Annotated in this window: 13 protein-coding genes and 1 tRNA gene; 13 read left to right on the top strand and 1 reads right to left on the bottom strand. The window is 72.1% G+C overall.

Annotated features, from left to right (window positions below; translation table 11 throughout):
• The first annotated feature begins 603 nt into the window (after window positions 1–603).
• From ABZV06_RS30965 to ABZV06_RS30910, 12 genes are all read left to right on the top strand, one after another.
• A complete protein-coding gene (locus ABZV06_RS30965; RefSeq protein ID WP_355625763.1) occupies window positions 604–1,770 on the top strand; it encodes an inositol-3-phosphate synthase in 1,167 nt (388 codons plus the stop codon).
• The gene (locus tag ABZV06_RS30960; protein ID WP_355625761.1) at window positions 1,754–2,719 is read left to right on the top strand and encodes an SCO3242 family prenyltransferase; all 966 of its coding nucleotides are present in this window, start codon (window positions 1,754–1,756) and stop codon (window positions 2,717–2,719) included. The genes ABZV06_RS30965 and ABZV06_RS30960 overlap by 17 nt, the downstream gene beginning before the upstream one ends.
• Window positions 2,716–3,783: a sugar phosphate isomerase/epimerase family protein gene (locus tag ABZV06_RS30955; protein WP_355625759.1), complete on the top strand. Its 1,068-nt coding sequence runs from the start codon at window positions 2,716–2,718 to the stop codon at window positions 3,781–3,783. The genes ABZV06_RS30960 and ABZV06_RS30955 overlap by 4 nt, the downstream gene beginning before the upstream one ends.
• Window positions 3,784–3,915: 132 nt before the next feature.
• Window positions 3,916–4,524: an EboA domain-containing protein gene (locus ABZV06_RS30950; RefSeq protein WP_355244288.1), complete on the top strand. Its 609-nt coding sequence runs from the start codon at window positions 3,916–3,918 to the stop codon at window positions 4,522–4,524.
• Window positions 4,525–5,382 (top strand): TatD family hydrolase, encoded by an 858-nt coding sequence (locus tag ABZV06_RS30945; RefSeq protein ID WP_355244291.1) that lies wholly within the window; start codon window positions 4,525–4,527, stop codon window positions 5,380–5,382.
• The gene (gene eboE / locus ABZV06_RS30940; protein ID WP_355625757.1) at window positions 5,382–6,581 is read left to right on the top strand and encodes a metabolite traffic protein EboE; all 1,200 of its coding nucleotides are present in this window, start codon (window positions 5,382–5,384) and stop codon (window positions 6,579–6,581) included. The genes ABZV06_RS30945 and eboE overlap by 1 nt, the downstream gene beginning before the upstream one ends.
• Window positions 6,578–7,993 carry a nucleotide pyrophosphatase/phosphodiesterase family protein gene (locus tag ABZV06_RS30935; RefSeq protein ID WP_355244297.1) on the top strand — a complete coding sequence of 472 codons (1,416 nt, stop codon included), beginning with the start codon at window positions 6,578–6,580 and terminating at the stop codon, window positions 7,991–7,993. Before eboE ends, ABZV06_RS30935 begins: the two co-directional genes overlap by 4 nt.
• Window positions 7,990–9,057 carry a polyprenyl synthetase family protein gene (locus ABZV06_RS30930; RefSeq protein ID WP_355244300.1) on the top strand — a complete coding sequence of 356 codons (1,068 nt, stop codon included), beginning with the start codon at window positions 7,990–7,992 and terminating at the stop codon, window positions 9,055–9,057. The genes ABZV06_RS30935 and ABZV06_RS30930 overlap by 4 nt, the downstream gene beginning before the upstream one ends.
• A 216-nt stretch (window positions 9,058–9,273) precedes the next feature.
• On the top strand, window positions 9,274–12,129 hold the full coding sequence (locus tag ABZV06_RS30925; protein WP_355625755.1) for a PQQ-dependent sugar dehydrogenase: 2,856 nt from the start codon (window positions 9,274–9,276) through the stop codon (window positions 12,127–12,129).
• A gap of 61 nt (window positions 12,130–12,190) precedes the next feature.
• Entirely contained in the window at window positions 12,191–14,305 is a 2,115-nt protein-coding gene (locus ABZV06_RS30920) for a ThuA domain-containing protein (protein ID WP_355625753.1), read from the top strand.
• Window positions 14,306–14,474: 169 nt separating this feature from the next.
• Window positions 14,475–14,969, top strand: coding sequence for an ATP-binding protein (locus ABZV06_RS30915; protein WP_355625751.1), 495 nt, complete (start codon window positions 14,475–14,477; stop codon window positions 14,967–14,969).
• A gap of 212 nt (window positions 14,970–15,181) precedes the next feature.
• On the top strand, window positions 15,182–16,189 hold the full coding sequence (locus ABZV06_RS30910; RefSeq protein ID WP_355244312.1) for a sugar phosphate isomerase/epimerase family protein: 1,008 nt from the start codon (window positions 15,182–15,184) through the stop codon (window positions 16,187–16,189).
• Between the two features lie 125 nt (window positions 16,190–16,314).
• Here ABZV06_RS30910 and ABZV06_RS30905 read toward each other — a convergent pair whose 3' ends face one another.
• Window positions 16,315–16,713, bottom strand: a complete 399-nt coding sequence (locus ABZV06_RS30905; protein WP_355244314.1) for a hypothetical protein — start codon at window positions 16,711–16,713, stop codon at window positions 16,315–16,317.
• 296 nt (window positions 16,714–17,009) lie between these two features.
• Between ABZV06_RS30905 and ABZV06_RS30900 the strand changes: the two genes are divergently transcribed.
• Window positions 17,010–17,082, top strand: a tRNA-Asn gene (locus tag ABZV06_RS30900).
• Window positions 17,083–17,385 lie beyond the last annotated feature (303 nt).

The raw sequence follows: 17,385 nt of genomic DNA, 5'->3' as shown, positions 1-17,385 counted from the left end.
CGGCTTTCCGGAGCCGACCGGCGAGGGACCGGCCGCGGTTTGCGCCCCGCGGCCGGGACGAGGTCGGCTCCGGAGAGTGTGCAGCCGGGCCCTTTCGGGCCCGGTGGCGCACGAGCAGGACGGTCGTCCGGTGCGACCGGACCGGGATTCCCCGGCCGCACCGGAGGACCGCCACCACCCCCCCCTGGCGATTCGGAGGTCCCGATGACATCGCCCGCCGCTGCCCCCACCCGCGCCACTGGCGTCCGCCGCTCTCCGGCGGACCGTACGTCGGTCGACGATCCGGTGGGCGCGGCAACCTGAGACGTCCGGTCGGGGCATGCCAACGCCCCGACCGGCGGATGCGGGGGAGGCAGGGTCGAGACGCCGACCGACCCTGCCTACCAGCCCCGTCTGCCCGTACCCGTGCCGGGAGCCGGCCCGTCGTCGTCGCCGCCGACGCCGACGCCGGAACCGGTGTCCCACCGGTACGGGTCGGGCGGGCGGGGCCCATCCACCTGGTCCGAAACTTTTCCGAAACCGGGCCGTATCTTTCCGAAACATATTCTGATATTCCTATATTTAGCGGTACCGACGGTTCCTCGTGAATGGGGAAGGAGCACCATGCGAACAGGTGTCTGGCTGGTAGGAGCGCGGGGTTCCGTCGCGACCACCAGCATCGTCGGGGGGCTCGCGCTGCGAGCCGGCCTGGCCGGGCCGACCGGCTGCGTCACCGAACTACCGGACCTGCGCGGCCCCGCCCTGCCGCCCTTCGCGGACCTGGTCTTCGGTGGGCACGACGTGGCCACCACGCCGTTGAGCAAGCGGGCGGAGGCGCTCGCCGACACCGGTGTGATACCCGGCCGCCTGGTGGCCGCGCTCCGCGACGAGCTGGCAGCCGTCGAGCAGGACCTGCGCCCGGCCCCGGTCGGCGCCACCCAGGCCGACCGGGTCGCGACAGTCGTGGACGACCTCACCGCCTTCCGCACGCGCCATCGGCTGGACCGCGTGGTGGTGGTCAACGTGTCCGCCACCGAGGCCGCGCCTCGACCGCACCCGGGGCACGCCGACCCGGCCGCGCTGCGCGCCGCCCTCGACGGTCCGGACGAGGTGCTGCCACCCAGCTCCCTGTACGCGTACGCCGCCCTGCTCGCCGACTGCCCCTACGTCGACTTCACGCCGTCCACCGGACTGCGGCTGCCGGCGCTGGCCGCGTTGGCCGAGGAGCGCCACCTGCCGTACGCCGGGCACGACGGCAAGACCGGCGAGACCCTGGTCAAGTCGGTGCTCGCGCCGATGTTCGCGATGCGCAACCTCGCCGTACGCTCCTGGTCCGGGATGAACCTGCTCGGTGGCGGCGACGGCGCAACCCTCGCCGACCCGGCCGCCAACGCGGCGAAGGTGCAGAGCAAGCAGCGCGTGCTCGGTGAGACGCTGGGCTACGTCCCGCAGGGCAACACCCGCATCGAGTACGTCGAGGAACTGGGCGACTTCAAAACCGCCTGGGATCTGATCACCTTCGCCGGTTTCCTCGGTACCGGTATGCGGATGGAGTTCACCTGGCACGGCTGCGATTCGGCGCTGGCCGCGCCGCTCGTGCTCGACCTGGCCCGGCTCACCGCTGCCGCGCACGCCGCCGGGCTCGTCGGACCGCTGGCCGACCTGGGTTTCTTCTTCAAGGACCCGCTCGGCACGCCAACCCACGCGCTGGCCGAGCAGTGGGCCCGGCTGACCGACTTCACGCAGCGACTGCACGCCGGCCGGGACGGTGACCATGACAACGCTGGCTGACCTGGCCGAGCTGGTCCGGGCGCCGGCCGCGCTCTCGGTCCCCGGTGACGTCGTGGCCGGGGCGGCGGCGGCCGGCGCGCTCGGTCCGCGTACCCCCGCCCTCGCGGGCGCGTCGGTCCTGCTCTACTGGGCCGGCATGGCCGCCAACGACTGGGCCGACCGGCGGCTCGACGCCGTCGAACGCCCCGAACGGCCGATCCCCAGCGGCCGGGTCACCCCGACCGCCGCGCTGGGTCTCGCCGCCGGCCTCACCGCCGCCGGCGTGGGCCTGGCCGCCGTCGTGGGCGGTCGCCGCGCCGCCGCGCTCGCGGTGCCGCTGGCCGCCAGCATTTGGGGGTACGACCTGCTGGCCAAGAACACCGCCGCCGGTCCCGCCGTGATGGCCGCCTGCCGAGGGCTGGACGTGCTGCTGGGCGCATCCGACGGCCGGCTGGTGCGGGCGCTGCCCTCGGCGGCCACCGTCGCGGCCCACACCTGGACGGTCACCGCACTGTCCCGTCGTGAGGTCAGCGGCGCGGACGCCACCCTGCCGATGCGGACGCTGGCCGGCACCGCCATGGTCGCCGCGAGCGCCGCCGTCGCCGTACCCGGCGCACGTCGGACCGCCGACACGGACATTCGCTGCGCTGCCGATGTCGGAGCCGGGCCGGCCGGGGCCGACGGATGGGCCGCCGTGGGTACGGGCCGAGCCTGGTCGACCGGGATGGCCGCCGCGCTGCCCGCGGTGCTGGCCGGGTGGTACGCCGCCCGCTACGGCGCGGCCCAGGCCCAGGTGGTCCGTGATCCGTCGGCCGGGAAGGTCCGCGCCGCGGTCGGGGCCGGGATCACCGGCCTGCCCGCCCTCCAGGGAGCGCTCACCGCCCGTGGCGGCGCGGGCCTTCTCGGGCTCGCCGTCGCGGCGGCCGCGCCGCTGGGCCGCCGGCTGGCCCGGAAGGTCTCACCGACATGACGGTGCCGCAACCGCGACCTGCCCAGCCCGCAGCCGCGCAGGCCCCGACCCCGCAGGCCCCGATCGCGCAGGCCCCGATCGCGCAGGCCCCGATCGCGCAGGCCGGCTCACCGGTGGCCGACGCGGCGACGCTGCGCCTCGGGTACGGCACGAACGGCTTCGCCAACCACCGGCTCGACGACGCGCTCGCCGTCATCGCCGACCTCGGCTACGACGGGGTGGCGCTCACCCTGGACCACGATCACCTGGACCCGTTCGCGCCCGGGCTCACCCGCCGGATCGCCGCGGTCGGTCGACGGTTGTCCGAGCTGGGTCTCGGGGTGGTGATCGAGACCGGGGCCCGCTACCTGCTCGACCCCTGGCACAAGCACGCTCCGACGCTGCTGCACGACGACCCCACCCGGCGGATCGAGTTCCTGCGCCGGGCGGTGCGGATCGGTGCCGACCTGGGCGCGGAGGCGGTCTCCTTCTGGGCCGGTGTCCGGCCGGACACGGTAACGCCGCAGTGCGCGTGGGACCGGCTCGTGGCCGGCTGCGCCACAGTTGTCGACGCCGCCGACAGCGCGGGCGTGACCCTCGGCTTCGAACCGGAGCCGGGGATGCTGGTGCAGGACATCGCCGACTGGCGTCGACTGCACGCGGCGCTCGGCGGACCGACCCGCCTCGGCATCACCCTCGACATCGGACACTGCCGGTGCCTGGAGCCGTGGCCGGTGCCGCAGTGCGTCGCCGAGGTGGCCGAGCACCTGGTCAATGTGCAGATCGACGACATGCGCCGGGGGGTGCACGAGCACCTGGAGTTCGGCACCGGCGAGATCGACTTCCCGCCGGTGCTGGCCGCTCTGGCGGACGCCGGCTACCGCGGCCTGGTCGCGGTGGAACTACCCCGCGACTCGCACGCCGCGCCCGCCGTGGCCGCCCGGTCGATCGAGTTCCTGCGGGCCGCCGCGACGGTCGGTGCCCGGCCCACCGGGGGCGAGGTCCCCGCTGACGTCCTTTGCTCTGCTTCAACGGAGGAAACAGCGACCGTCCGATATCCGAACACCGGCCGTCTCCTGGAGTGAAGCAGAGCAAAGGACGTGCCTGGGGTGCCCGCCGCGCCGCGCAGCAGCCGGCCGGCCCAGCAGCACGGCACTGAGGGCAGCACGGCACGCACGGCAGTTCAGCAGCACAGCAGTGCAAGGGGAGGAGACGGGATGACACCGGATTCACTGCGGGCCGCGCTGCGAGGCGTACCCGATCCCGACTGGCTGGACACGGCGCTGCGCCGGGTCGCGGCCGAGCCCACCGCGATCACCCGGCTCTTCCCCTCCGCCGGGCGGCGCTGCGGTCGCGGCGCGCTGCCCGACGCACCCGGCTGGACGGCCGACGACGCGGCCCGGGTGCTGCTGCTGGCCAGCCTGCCCGGCGAGCACGCCGCGTACGCCGAGAGCCTCTACCAGCACGGCGACGCCGCCGAACGGCGGGCCGTGTTGCGGGCCCTGCCGCTGCTGCCGATCGGCCCCGAGGCGGTTCCTCTGCTGCACGACGCGATCCGGACCAACGACACCCGGCTGGTCGCCGCCGCGCTCGGCCCGTACGCCCGGCACCTCGACGCGGCCGCGTGGCGGCAGGCGGTGCTCAAGTGCGTGTTCAGCGGGGTTCCCCTCGCCGCGGTGGCCGACCTGGACGCTCGGGCCGACGGCGAGCTGGCCGCGATGCTCGCCGCGCTCGCCGCCGAACGGCACGCCGCCGGCCGGGACCTGCCCGCCGACGCCACCGACCTGCTCCACCGGCTCACCGCCGCACTGCCCCGGGAGGCGTGAATGCGCATCTTCGACCCTCACATCCACATGACCTCGCGCACCACGGACGACTACGAACGGATGGCAGGCGCCGGCGTACGCGCGGTGGTCGAGCCGGCGTTCTGGCTGGGGCAGCCGCGTACCAGCGCCGCGTCGTTCGTCGACTACTTCGACTCGCTGATCGGCTGGGAGCCGTTCCGGGCCGGGCAGTTCGGGGTGCGCCACTTCGCCACGATCGCGCTGAACCCCAAGGAAGCCAACGACCCGCGCTGCCGGCCGGTGCTCGACTTGTTGCCGCGCTACCTGGACAAGGACGCGGTCGTTGCGGTCGGAGAGATCGGCTACGACTCGATGACGCCCGAGGAGGACGAGGCGTTCGCGGCGCAGCTCGCCCTCGCCGTGGCGTACGACCTGCCGGCGCTGGTGCACACTCCGCACCGGGACAAGGCGCGCGGCTGCGAGCGGACCCTCGCCGTGGTCGCCGAATCCGGCATCGACGCCGGCCGAGTGGTCGTCGACCACCTCAACGAGGTGACCGTCAAGCTCGTCAAGGACAGCGGCTGCTGGCTCGGCTTCTCCATCTACCCGGACACCAAGATGACGCCGTCGCGGATGGTCGAGCTGCTGCGCGAGTACGGCACGGAACGGATGCTGGTCAACTCGGCCGCCGACTGGGGGCGCTCCGACCCGCTGCTGACCCGGGCCACCGGCGAGGCGATGCTGGAGGCCGGATTCGGCGACGACGACGTCGACAAGGTGCTGTGGCGCAACCCGGTCGAGTTCTACGGTCAGTCGGGGCGACTCGACCTCAGCGACGTGGAGGACCCGGCCGCCGTGGACCCGCAGACCGGCAACTCGATCCTGCGCGGGGGCAGCTGATGCGGCTGCGACATGCCGGCGGCGAGACCGTCCACCTCGGCTACTGCACCAACGTGCACCCCGCGGAGGACCTGACCGGCATCCTCGCCCAACTGGACACCTACGCGGTGCCGGTGCGTCAGGCGCTCGGCAGCGATCTGCTCGGGCTGGGCCTGTGGCTGGCCGCCCCGGTCGCCGCCGAACTGGCCGCCGACCCGACGCTGCGCCGCCGGCTGCGCGCCGAACTCGACGCGCGGGGTCTGGAGGTGGTCACCCTCAACGGCTTCCCGTACGCGGCCTTCCAGGCTCCCGTGGTCAAGCAGGACGTGTACCACCCGGACTGGACCACCGAGCAGCGGTTGACGTACACCCTGGATCTGGCTCGGGTGCTCGCGGACCTGCTGCCCGACGACGCGGCCCGGGGGTCGATCTCCACCCTGCCGCTGGCCTGGCGGCAGCCGTGGGACAGCGACATGGCCGACGCCGCACGGCGGCGGCTCGACCAGCTCGCCGCCGGTCTGGCCGCCGTGCAGCGCGACACCGGCCGCGAGGTGCGGGTGGCGTTCGAGCCGGAGCCCGGCTGCGTGGTGGAGAGCACCGGGCAGGCCGCCGCGCTGCTGTCCGGCATGGACACCGACCGGCTCGGCGTCTGCCTCGACCTCGCACACCTGGCGTGTGCCTGGGAGGAGCCGGCCGCGGCGCTGGACCGACTGCGGGCCGCCGGGCTGCCGGTGGTGAAGGTGCAGGTCTCCGCCGCCGTCGAGGCTGCCGACCCGGCCGGTGGAGCCGACGCGCTGCGCCGCTGGGTGGAGCCGCGCTTCCTGCACCAGACCCGCGGCGCCGGGTGCGCGCACCTGGCCGACCCGGCCGACGCGGCGTACGCCGCCGACGACCTCGACGAGGCGCTGGACCGGAAGCTTCCCGGCCCGTGGCGGGTGCACTACCACGTGCCACTGCACGCCCCGCCCGAGGAGCCGCTCGGTTCGACCCTGCCGGTTCTCCGCGCAGCCCTGAGAGCGCTCTTCGACGGGCCGGTCGCCGGTTGCGACCACCTCGACGTCGAGACGTACACCTGGGGTGTTCTGCCGGCCGCCCGGCGGCCCGGCACCGACGCGGAGCTGGCCGCCGGCATCGCCGCCGAGCTGGCCTTCGCCCGCGACGAACTGGTCGGCCTCGGGCTGACCACCAACCAAAACGTGAGCATGGGGGTGACGCGATGAGCCGGCGACTGGTGGTCCTCGACGTGGTGGGGTTGACCCCGCGACTGCTGAAGCACATGCCTCGACTGCGCGGCGTCGCCGACGGTGGCTTCCGGGCCGAGCTGGGTACGGTGCTGCCCGCGGTGACCTGCTCGGTGCAGTCCACCTTCCTCACCGGCGAGCAGCCCAGCGGGCACGGCATCGTCGGCAACGGGTGGTACTTCCGGGAGCTGGGCGAGGTGCTGCTGTGGCGGCAGCACAACGCGCTGGTCGGCGGGGACAAGCTGTGGCACGCGGCCCGACGGGCCGAGCCGGGCTACACCGTGGCCAACGTCTGCTGGTGGTACGCCATGGGCGCGGACGTCAACTGGACCGTCACGCCCCGCCCGGTCTACTACGCCGACGGCCGCAAGGAGCCGGACTGCTACACCGACCCGCCGGAGCTGCACGACGCGCTCACCGGGCGGCTGGGCACGTTCCCGCTGTTCACCTACTGGGGGCCGACCGCCGGGCTGCCGTCGTCGAAGTGGATCTGCCAGGCCGCCGAGCAGATCCTGGCCGACGTGTCGCCCGACCTGACCCTGGTCTACGTCCCGCACCTGGACTACGACCTGCAACGCTTCGGTCCCTCGTCGGCCGAGGCCGCTGCCGCCGCCGCCGAGCTGGACGCCGTCCTCGGCCCACTGCTGGACGCCGCCCGGGCCCGCGACGCGACGGTGGTGGTGCTCTCCGAGTACGGCATCACCGACGTGTCCCGGCCGGTCGACGTCAACCGGCTGCTGCGCGCCGAGGGGCTGCTGCGGGTGCACACCCAGGCCGGCATGGAGTACCTCGACCCGTGGACGTCCAAGGCGTTCGCCGTCGCCGACCACCAGGTCGCGCACGTCTACGTCAAGGACCCGGCCGACGTGCCGGCCGTGGCGAAGCTCTGCGCGGGGCTGCCCGGCGTGGCCGAGGTGCTCGACGCCGACGGCAAGGCCGCGGCTGGGCTGGACCATCCGCGCGCCGGTGAGCTGGTGCTGGTGGCCGAGCCGGACTCCTGGTTCACCTACTACTACTGGCTCGACGACGCCAACGCACCCGACTTCGCCCGGCTGGTGGAGATCCACCGCAAGCCGGGGTACGACCCGGCCGAGCTGTTCTTCGACCCGGCCAATCCCGGTGCCGCCAAGGCTCGTGCCGGCGTGGCGCTGGCCCGCAAGAAGCTCGGCATGCGCTACCTGATGAGCGCCGTCGGACTGGACGCCGGCGCCCGGGCCATCCGTGGTTCGCACGGGCGGCTGCCCAGCGACCCGGCGGACGCCCCGGTGCTGCTCTGCTCCGACCCGTCCGCCGCCCGGGACCGGATCGCGGCCACCGAGGTCAAGGGGCTGTTACTGGAACTGGCCGGGTTAAGCGCCGCCGGTGCGCAGGGTCCGGGAGATCGGACGTGACCGTCACCGTCGCGCCCACCGACACCAACGGTCTGCGGGCGCGCTTCGACGCGGAGCTGGCCGCGTTCCTCGACCGGCAGGGCCCGGACTGGCCCGACGGCGCGCCGCGTGGCGTGTTCACCGCGCTGCAACGATTCGTGCTGGCCGGTGGGAAGCGGCTGCGTCCGCTGTTCTGCTACTGGGGCTGGCGTGGCGCCGGGGCGGCCGACGGCACCCCGATCGTGGTGGCCGCGGCGGCGTTGGAACTGTTCCACGCGTTCGCGCTGATCCACGACGACATCCTGGACGGCAGTGACCGCCGCCGGGGTGAGCCGTCGGTGCACCGCCTCTTCGCCGACCTGCACGCCCGTTCGTCGTGGCGCGGCGACCCCGAGGCGTACGGGCGCAACACCGCGCTGCTCTGTGGCGATCTCTGCGCGGCCTGGTCGGATCAGATGTTCCACGAGTGCGGGTTGCAGACCGAGCAGGTGCACCGGGGCTACGCCGTGTTCGCGTTGATGCGTACCGAGGTGATCGCGGGGGAGTACCTGGACCTGGTCTCCGGGGTGGGCGACGGTTCGGTGGCCAGCGCCCTCACGGTGATACGGATGAAGGCGGCCCGGTACACGGTCACCCGACCGTTGCAGATCGGCGCGGCGCTGGCCGGCGCGGGACCGGAGCTGATCGCGGCTCTCGGCGAGTTCGGCGATCCGTTGGGGGACGCGTTCCAGCTCCGTGACGACGTGTTGGGTGTGTTCGGTGATCCGGCGGTCACCGGCAAGTCGATCCTGGACGACCTGCGCGAGGGCAAGCCCACGGTGATGATGGCGCTGGCCCGCAGCGCCGCGGACCGGTCGCAGACCGCGCGGCTGAAGGAACTGTTCGGCAACCCCACGTTGGACGCCGACGGCGCCGGTGACCTGCGCGAGATCATCCAGGCCACCGGCGCCCGCGAGCGGATCGAACAGATGATCCGGGTACGCACCGAGGCGGCGTTGACCGCGTTGCGGAGCGCGGCGGTGGGCGAGGAGGCCCGGAGCGCGCTCGTCGCGTTGGCCGCGCAGGCCATCGACCGGCGCGCCTGACCCGCCGACTTTCGGTCAGATCGACGAAAGTTCGTGCCGGGCGACCGGAAGGTATGGACACATCGACACGCGCAATTTAGTGTCGGGGCCAACACGACAATGTTTCGTCGAGGTGAACCGGCGGCGCGGTAACCCATCGACCCCACCACCCGCTACGGCATCCGGCGCGACGGCGCGCGCCCCGCCCTGGCTACCCGTCAGGAAGGGACAGCACACATGTCCATGAAGGACAGACCCACTCCACGGTCCCGACGATGGTTCTCCGCCGGATCGGCCCTGCTCCTCGTGGCCGCGGCCGGCACGGTCACCCTCACCGCCAGCGCGACACCGGCCCAGGCGCACACGATCAACGCCACCGACTTCCAGCAGGTCGAACTCGCCCGCGGGGTCTCCGACATGGGCGAGCCGATGTCGCTGGCCGTCCTGCCGGACCGCTCGGTCCTGCACACCGCCCGCAACGGCACCCTGCGCCGCACCGACGCGAACGGCACCACCTCGGTGATCGGCACCCTGTCGGTCTACAACCACGACGAGGAGGGGCTGCAGGGCGTCGGCGTCGACCCGAACTTCGCCAGCAACCGGCAGATCTTCCTCTACTACGCGCCCCCGCTGTCCACCCCCGCGGGTGACGCGCCCGCTACCGGCACCGACTTCTCGGCCTGGCAGGGAGTGAACCGCCTCTCCCGGTTCACCCTCAACAGCGACTTCACCGTCAACCAGGCCAGCAAGGTCGACGTCCTCGACGTACCAGCCGACCGCGGTCTGTGCTGCCACGTCGGCGGTGACATCGACTTCGACGCCGCCGGCAACCTCTACCTGTCCACCGGCGACGACACCAACCCGTTCGAGTCGGCCGGCTACTCGCCCCTGGACGAGCGGACCAACCGCAACCCGGCGTACGACGCGCAGCGCAGCGCCGGCAACACCAACGACCTGCGGGGCAAGATCCTGCGGATCAAGGTGAACACCAACGGGACGTACTCCATCCCGTCGGGCAACCTGTTCGCGCCCGGCACGGCCAAGACCCGACCCGAGATCTACGCGATGGGGTTCCGGAACCCGTTCCGGATCAGCGTGGACAAGGGCACCGGGGTCGTCTACGTCGGTGACTACGGGCCGGACGCCGGCTCCACCAGCTCCACCCGTGGGCCGTCCGGTCAGGTGGAGTTCAACCGGGTCGCGGCGCCGGGCAACTACGGCTGGCCGTACTGCACCGGCACCAACACCAGCACCGAGACGTACAACGAGTGGGACTTCGCCACCAACGCCAGCGGGGCGAAGTACAACTGCACCGGCGGGCCGACCAACAACTCGTTCCGCAACACCGGCCTGACCACCCTGCCGCCGGCCCAGCCGGCCTGGATCCGGTACGCCGGCGACGCCGGCACCCCGACCGAGTTCGGCGGCGGCTCCGAGTCGCCGATGGGCGGCCCGGTCTACCGGTACAACGCCTCGTCGACCTCCACCACCAAGTTCCCGCAGTCGTTCGACGGGCAGTTCTTCGCCACCGAGTTCGGCCGGGGCTGGATCAAGCCCATCCACGTCAACTCCGACGGCTCCCGGGGCACCATCGACACCTTCCCGTGGGTCGGCAAGCAGGTGATGGACTCGGCCTTCGGCCCGGACGGCGCCTACTACGTGCTCGACTACGGCACCGGCTACTTCAACGGCGACGTCAACTCGGCGCTCTACCGCTTCGACTACGTCGCCGGCGGCAACCGGGCGCCCAACGCCGCCGCGAGCGCCAACAAGACGTCCGGCGCGGCCCCACTGGCGGTGACGTTCTCCTCGGCCGGCTCGTCCGACCCCGAGGGTGGGGCGTTGACCTACTCGTGGAACTTCGGCGACGGCACCACCTCCACGGCGGCGAACCCGACGAAGACCTACAGCACCAACGGCACCTACACGGCGACGCTGACCGTACGAGACCCGCAGGGCGCCACCGGCAGCGCCAGCGTGCAGATCAACGTCGGCAACACCGCGCCCACGGTGACCATCAACAACCCCGGCAACGGGCAGCTTTTCAGCTTCGGTGACACGGTGCCGTACAGCATCACCGTGACCGACCCCGAGGACGGCACCGTCGACTGCACCAAGGTCAAGATGACCTACGTGCTCGGCCACGACCAGCACGGGCACCAGATCACCTCGAAGACCGGCTGCTCCGGCTCGATCACGATCCCGGTCGACGGGGAGCACGACGACGCCGCGAACATCTTCGCCATCTTCGACGCCGAGTACACCGACGCCGGTGGTCTGACCACGCACACGCAGCACACCCTGCCGCCGCGCCACCGCCAGGCCGAGTTCTTCGGCAGCTCGTCCGGTGTCAACGTGTTCAGCAAGACCCCGGCCGAGGGCGGTAAGACCGTCGGCGACATCAACAACGGCGACTGGATCGCGTTCCAGCCGTACCGGTTGGGCAACGTCACCTCGTTCACCGCCCGGGTCTCGTCGGCAGGCTCCGGTGGCACCCTCCAGGTGCGGGCCGGCTCGGCCACCGGCACGGTGCTCGGCTCGGCCACGGTCCCGGTGACCGGCGGCTGGGAAACCTTCACCACCGTCACGGGGGCGATCGCCAACCCGCCGACCGGCACCACCACGCTCTACCTGACCTTCGCGGGTACGGGCACCGGCGCGCTGTACGACCTGGACGCTTTCACCTTCACCACCGGCTCGGCCCCCACCGGCGGGACCGGTCCGATCAAGGGTCTGGGCGGGAAGTGCCTGGACGTGCGGAACGCCGCCACCGCGGACGGCACGCAGATCCAGATCTACACCTGCAACGGCAGCGCGGCGCAGACCTGGGCGGTCACGCCGAACTCCACCATCAAGTCGTTGGGTAAGTGTCTGGACGTCTCCGGTGCCGGCACCGCCGACGGCACCAAGATCCAGCTCTACACCTGCAACGGCACCGGGGCGCAGAACTGGGCCGCGCAGGTCGACGGAACGCTGCGCAACGTCGCGTCCGGCAAGTGCCTGAACGTGTCCGGAAGCAACTCCGCGGACAGCACCGTGGTGGACCTCTGGACCTGCACCGCCGCCGCGAACCAAAAGTGGACCCTGCCCTGAGCTGAGCGGAGGGGCTCCCGCCGCACGGGAGCCCCTCCCCACCGTCCCGAAGGAGAGCGACATGCGCAGACTCCTGCGAAACGTCCTCGGCGCGAGCGCCGCCGTCCTCGCCGTCATCGCCTGCACGACCCCGGCCACCCCGGCCAGCGCCGCCGACGCCCCGTACGACGTGCTGGTCTTCTCCAAGACCGCCGGCTTCCGGCACGACGCGATCCCGGTCGGCATCCAGACCATCCGTGACCTGGGCGCCGCGAACAGCTTCACCGTCACCGCCACCGAGGACGCCGCCGCGTTCACCACCGGCAACCTCGCCCAGTACGAGGCGGTCGTCTTCCTCAACACCACCGGCGACGTGCTCAACGCCACCCAGCAGACCGCCTTCGAGTCGTACATCGGCTCGGGCGGCGGATACGTGGGCGTGCACGCCGCCGCCGACACCGAGTACGACTGGCCGTTCTACGGCAACCTGGTCGGCGCGTGGTTCGCCTCGCACCCGGCCATCCAGCAGGCCAACGTCAAGGTCGAGGACCGGGGGCACGCGGCGACCGGCCACCTGCCGCAGACCTGGACCCGCACCGACGAGTGGTACAACTACCGCACCAACGCCCGGTCCACCGCACACGTGCTCGCCACGCTCGACGAGTCGTCGTACTCCGGTGGCGGGATGGGCGCCGACCACCCGCACTCCTGGTGCAAGAGCTACAGCGGTGGCCGGTCCTTCTACACCGGCAGCGGGCACACCCAGGCGTCGTACGCCGAGCCGGCCTTCCGTAACCACCTGCTCGGCGGCATCCGGTACGCGGCCGGCCGCAGCAAGGCCGACTGCCGGCCGGAGACCGGCTACACGCCGCTCTACAACGGCTCGACCACCGGCTGGTCGCAGGCCGGTCCGGGCAACTTCACCAACTCCGACGCCACCCTCACCTCGGTGGGCGGCATGGGCCTGTACTGGTACAGCGCGAAGCAGTTCACGAACTACTCGCTGAAGCTGGACTGGAAGCTGGCCGGCGACGACAACTCGGGCATCTTCATCGGCTTCCCGCCGTCGAGCGACCCGTGGTCGGCCGTGGACAACGGCTACGAGATCCAGATCGACGCCACCGACGCGGCGGACCGTACCACCGGATCGGTCTACACCTTCAAGTCCGCGGACCTCGCGGCCCGCGACGCGGCGCTCAACGCGCCAGGGGAGTGGAACACCTACGAGCTGCTGGTCGAGGGTGAGCGCCTACAGATCTTCCTCAACGGCGTGAAGATCAACGACTTCACCAACACCGATCCGGTACGGTCGCTGGCCGGCCACATCGGCATCCAGAACCACGGTACGGGTGACGACGCCTACTTCCGCAACATCCGGATCAAGGAGCTGGGCGGCAGCAACCCGCCGACCGGCAACACCACGATCCAGGCCGAGGCGTTCAGCTCGGCCAACGGCGTCAGCGCGTTCACCAAGGCGGGCGCCAACGGCGGTCAGACCCTCGGCTACATCGAGCCGGGCGACTGGGCCGCGTACAACGGCGTGGACCTGACCGGCGTCACCTCGTTCACCTCCCGGGTCGTCTCGGGTGGCACGGGCGGCACCATCGGAGTCCGTACCGGCTCCGCCACCGGGCCGTTGCTGGGCACTGTCACGGTGCCGAACACCGGCAGTTGGAGCACGTACGCCAACGTCACGGCCGCGCTGTCCAACGTCCCGTCCGGCACCCAGAACCTGTACCTGACGTTCAACGGCAGCGGCACCGGGCTCTTCGACGTGGACGACTTCACCCTGAACAGGGGGACCGGCGGTACCAACGGGGTCGGCCCGGTGAAGGGCCTCGCCGGCAAGTGCCTGGACGTCCGCAGCGGCGCCACGGCCGACGGCACCCAGATCCAGATCTACACCTGCAACGGCAGTACGGCGCAGACCTGGACCGTGACGCCGAACTCGACGGTCAAGGCGCTCGGCAAGTGCCTCGACGTGTCCGGCAGCGCCACCGCCGACGGCACCAAGATCCAGCTCTGGACCTGCAACGGCACCGGCGCGCAGAACTGGGCGGCCCAGTCCGACGGCAGCCTGCGCAACGCGGCCACGAGCAAGTGCCTCGACGTCTCCGGCAACAACTCGGCGGACAGCACGATCGTCCACCTCTGGACCTGCAACGGCGCGGCCAACCAGAAGTGGACCCTGCCCTGATCGAGCGCAGCACTCGCCGGGGTCGTCGGACGTGACCGACGGCCCCGGCGAAGCATCCGATGACGCTGTCGGCGCGGCGGTACCTCACCGCCGCCGCGCCGACGGCGTCCCGCCGGTTGTGCCGATGCGGCAGGCTGACACCCGGCCGGCTGGGAGTACCTTGACCGGCATGGGGCGTTACGCGCGATGGCGCCAGGTCGTCGAGGCGCAGGGGCGCCGGCTGCACGACGCGCTGCGCCAGGTCGACGAGCCCGACCCGTTGACCGGCCCGCCACCCAGCCTGAACCGCCTCGACGCTCTGGTGGAGGGCTTCGTCGCAGGTCAGCCCGTGCGCTGGAGCCTGGGAGGGGCGCCCCGGCCGCTGCCCGAGGCGGTGGACGTGGCGGCGTACCGGATCATCGAAGAGGCCCTGACCGACGCGTGCCGGCACGCGCCGGGCGCGGCCGTCGCGGTCCGCCTGCGCTACGACGACCAGGGCATCACCATCGAGGTACGCGACGACGGCGCGCCACCTGTGGAAGGCGCTGCGCGTGCCGGTGGCGGTCTGCCGGCGGTCCGCCGCCGCGTCGAGCGGGTCGGCGGCACCCTGAACGCCGGCCCGAACCCCGACGGCGGTTTCACCGTCCGGGCGTTCCTGCCCGCACCCGAAGAAGCGGTCGGCTGACACCCCAGGGCTTTCGCGATGGGCTCGACGGAAATAGGGTGGGGGCGGCGACCGTGACGGTGGCCGGTGACCCGGTGGGAGGCGCAACCCGCCGGGCTCAGGTGCGCTCGGCACCCACCGGCGATCCGCCTCGGTCCCGCGTACCGGTCTGACCGGTCACCCTCGCCCCGGTCCGCACAACGGAATCCCCATCACATCAGGGGAGAAGGACAATGGCGCGACCCATCACGCTCTTCACCGGCCAGTGGGCCGACCTTCCGTTCGAGGAGGTCTGCCGGCTCGCCTCCGAGTGGGGCTACGACGGTCTGGAGATCGCCTGCTGGGGCGACCACTTCGAGGTCGACAAGGCGCTCGCCGACGACTCGTACGTCGAGCGTAAGAAGGAGACCCTCGCGAAGCACAACCTCCAGGTCTTCACGATCTCCAACCACCTGGTCGGTCAGGCGGTCTGCGACCACCCGATCGACGAGCGGCACCAGGACATCCTGCCCGGCCGCATCTGGGGCGACGGGGAACCCGAGGGCGTCCGCCAGCGGGCCGCCGAGGAGATCAAGGACACCGCGCGGGCGGCCGCGAAGCTCGGGGTGAACACCGTCGTCGGCTTCACCGGCTCGTCGATCTGGCACACCCTGGCGATGTTCCCGCCCGTGCCGCCGTCGATGATCGAGCGCGGCTACCAGGACTTCGCCGACCGGTGGAACCCGATCCTCGACGTGTTCGACGAGGTGGGGGTGCGGTTCGCGCACGAGGTGCACCCCAGCGAGATCGCGTACGACTACTGGACGACGAAGCGGACGCTGGAGGCGATCGGCAACCGGCCCGCGTTTGGGCTGAACTGGGACCCGTCGCACTTCGTCTGGCAGGAGCTGGACCCGGTGAACTTCATCTTCGACTTCGCCGACCGGATCTACCACGTCGACTGCAAGGACGCGAAGGTGCGTACCGGCGACGGCCGACGCGGCCGGCTCGCCTCGCACCTGCCCTGGGCCGACCTGCGCCGCGGCTGGGACTTCGTCTCCACCGGCCACGGCGACGTCCCGTGGGAGGACTGCTTCCGGGCGTTGAACGCGATCGGCTACACCGGCCCGATCTCCGTCGAGTGGGAGGACGCCGGAATGGACCGCCTGCTGGGTGCCCCGGAGGCGCTGCAGTTCGTCCGCCGGCTCGCCTTCGACGCGCCGAGCGCCGCCTTCGACGCGGCGTTCAGCAGCAAGGACTGACCGAGCCCCCGCGCCCGGCCCGACGACCACCGGGCCGGGCCACGGCTCGGTGCGTCCGGACCATGATCTGCACACATCACGGGCCGGTCGCCTCGCGGCGGCCGGCCCGTCGACGTGCGGGTGGGTCAGAGCGTGCTTGCGTTGGTGCCCGAGCCGGACGGCTTGGTGCGGGGGGTGGTGGCCGACGGCGACCCGGAGGTCGTGCCGACCGAGCTGGAGCCCGCCTTGGCGCCCACCGTGGCGGGCGTGCCGGCGAACGCGTCGTCGGCGGCGGTCAGCTCCTGGTTGCCGGTGCTGCCGTTACCCAGCTTCTCGCCGAGCTTGGTCTGGCCGAGCTTGTCCTTGCCCTCGCTGTAGAGCCGGTTGGCCTGGGCCTGCGCGACCCCGGCCGCCTCCTGCACGGTCGGGTGGTCGAGCACCTTGCGGCCCCGGACCACGAGCTCTTCGTACTTCTCCCGGCCGGCACGGGCGCCCAGGACGAATCCCGCAGCCAGCCCGCCAAGAAACATGATCTTTCCGCGCATGGCGGCTCCTTCCGTACCTGACGCGCCGTCGCCCCATCGGGTTGCCCCGTCGGGCACGACCAATTCGCGCCTGCGTCCTCTGTCCGCAGCTAACTACCCATCCTGCTCCCCGCTCAAGCCTGCTTGTGCCCGGATGGCGATTTGCCCCGATTGCGATTCGCGGCGTAATCCTGACCTGCGAAACTGGATCAAGGCAGCTGCGGGTGCAACCCACTGGACCGCCAGCGGGGGATGTCCTGTACTCTTGTCCCCGTCGCACGGTGCCGGCGAGATCCGGTTCTCCGAGCGGTGCACGATCCCCTGTAGCTCAATTGGCAGAGCAGCCGGCTGTTAACCGGCAGGTTATTGGTTCGAGTCCAATCGGGGGAGCTTCTCCACCCAATGCCCGTCGGCCACCCGCCGACGGGCATTCCCATATCCTCGCCTCGCTCCGGCCCGGGCTGCCCCGGCCCCGCCTCGCTCCGGCTGCCCCGCGCTGCCCCGGCCCGCCTTGCTCCGGCCGGCCGGCTCGACCCCAGCTGCCCTGCCCCGCCGCGACCTGCCGGTCGTGCGTGCCGCGCCGTGCCGAGTCCACCCCGCCCCGCGCGGTCTGCTTCGGCCGCCCCGCCCCGCCCTGCCGCGCTGCCCCGCCCTGCCGCGCCGCGCCGCCCCGCCGTGCCGTGCCGCCCTGCC

The organism is Micromonospora sp. NPDC005172, assembly GCF_040608555.1.
Lineage (GTDB): Bacteria > Actinomycetota > Actinomycetes > Mycobacteriales > Micromonosporaceae > Micromonospora.
The sequence above is the reverse complement of the archived record's forward strand: the minus strand, read 5'-3'. Positions and strand labels throughout refer to the sequence as shown.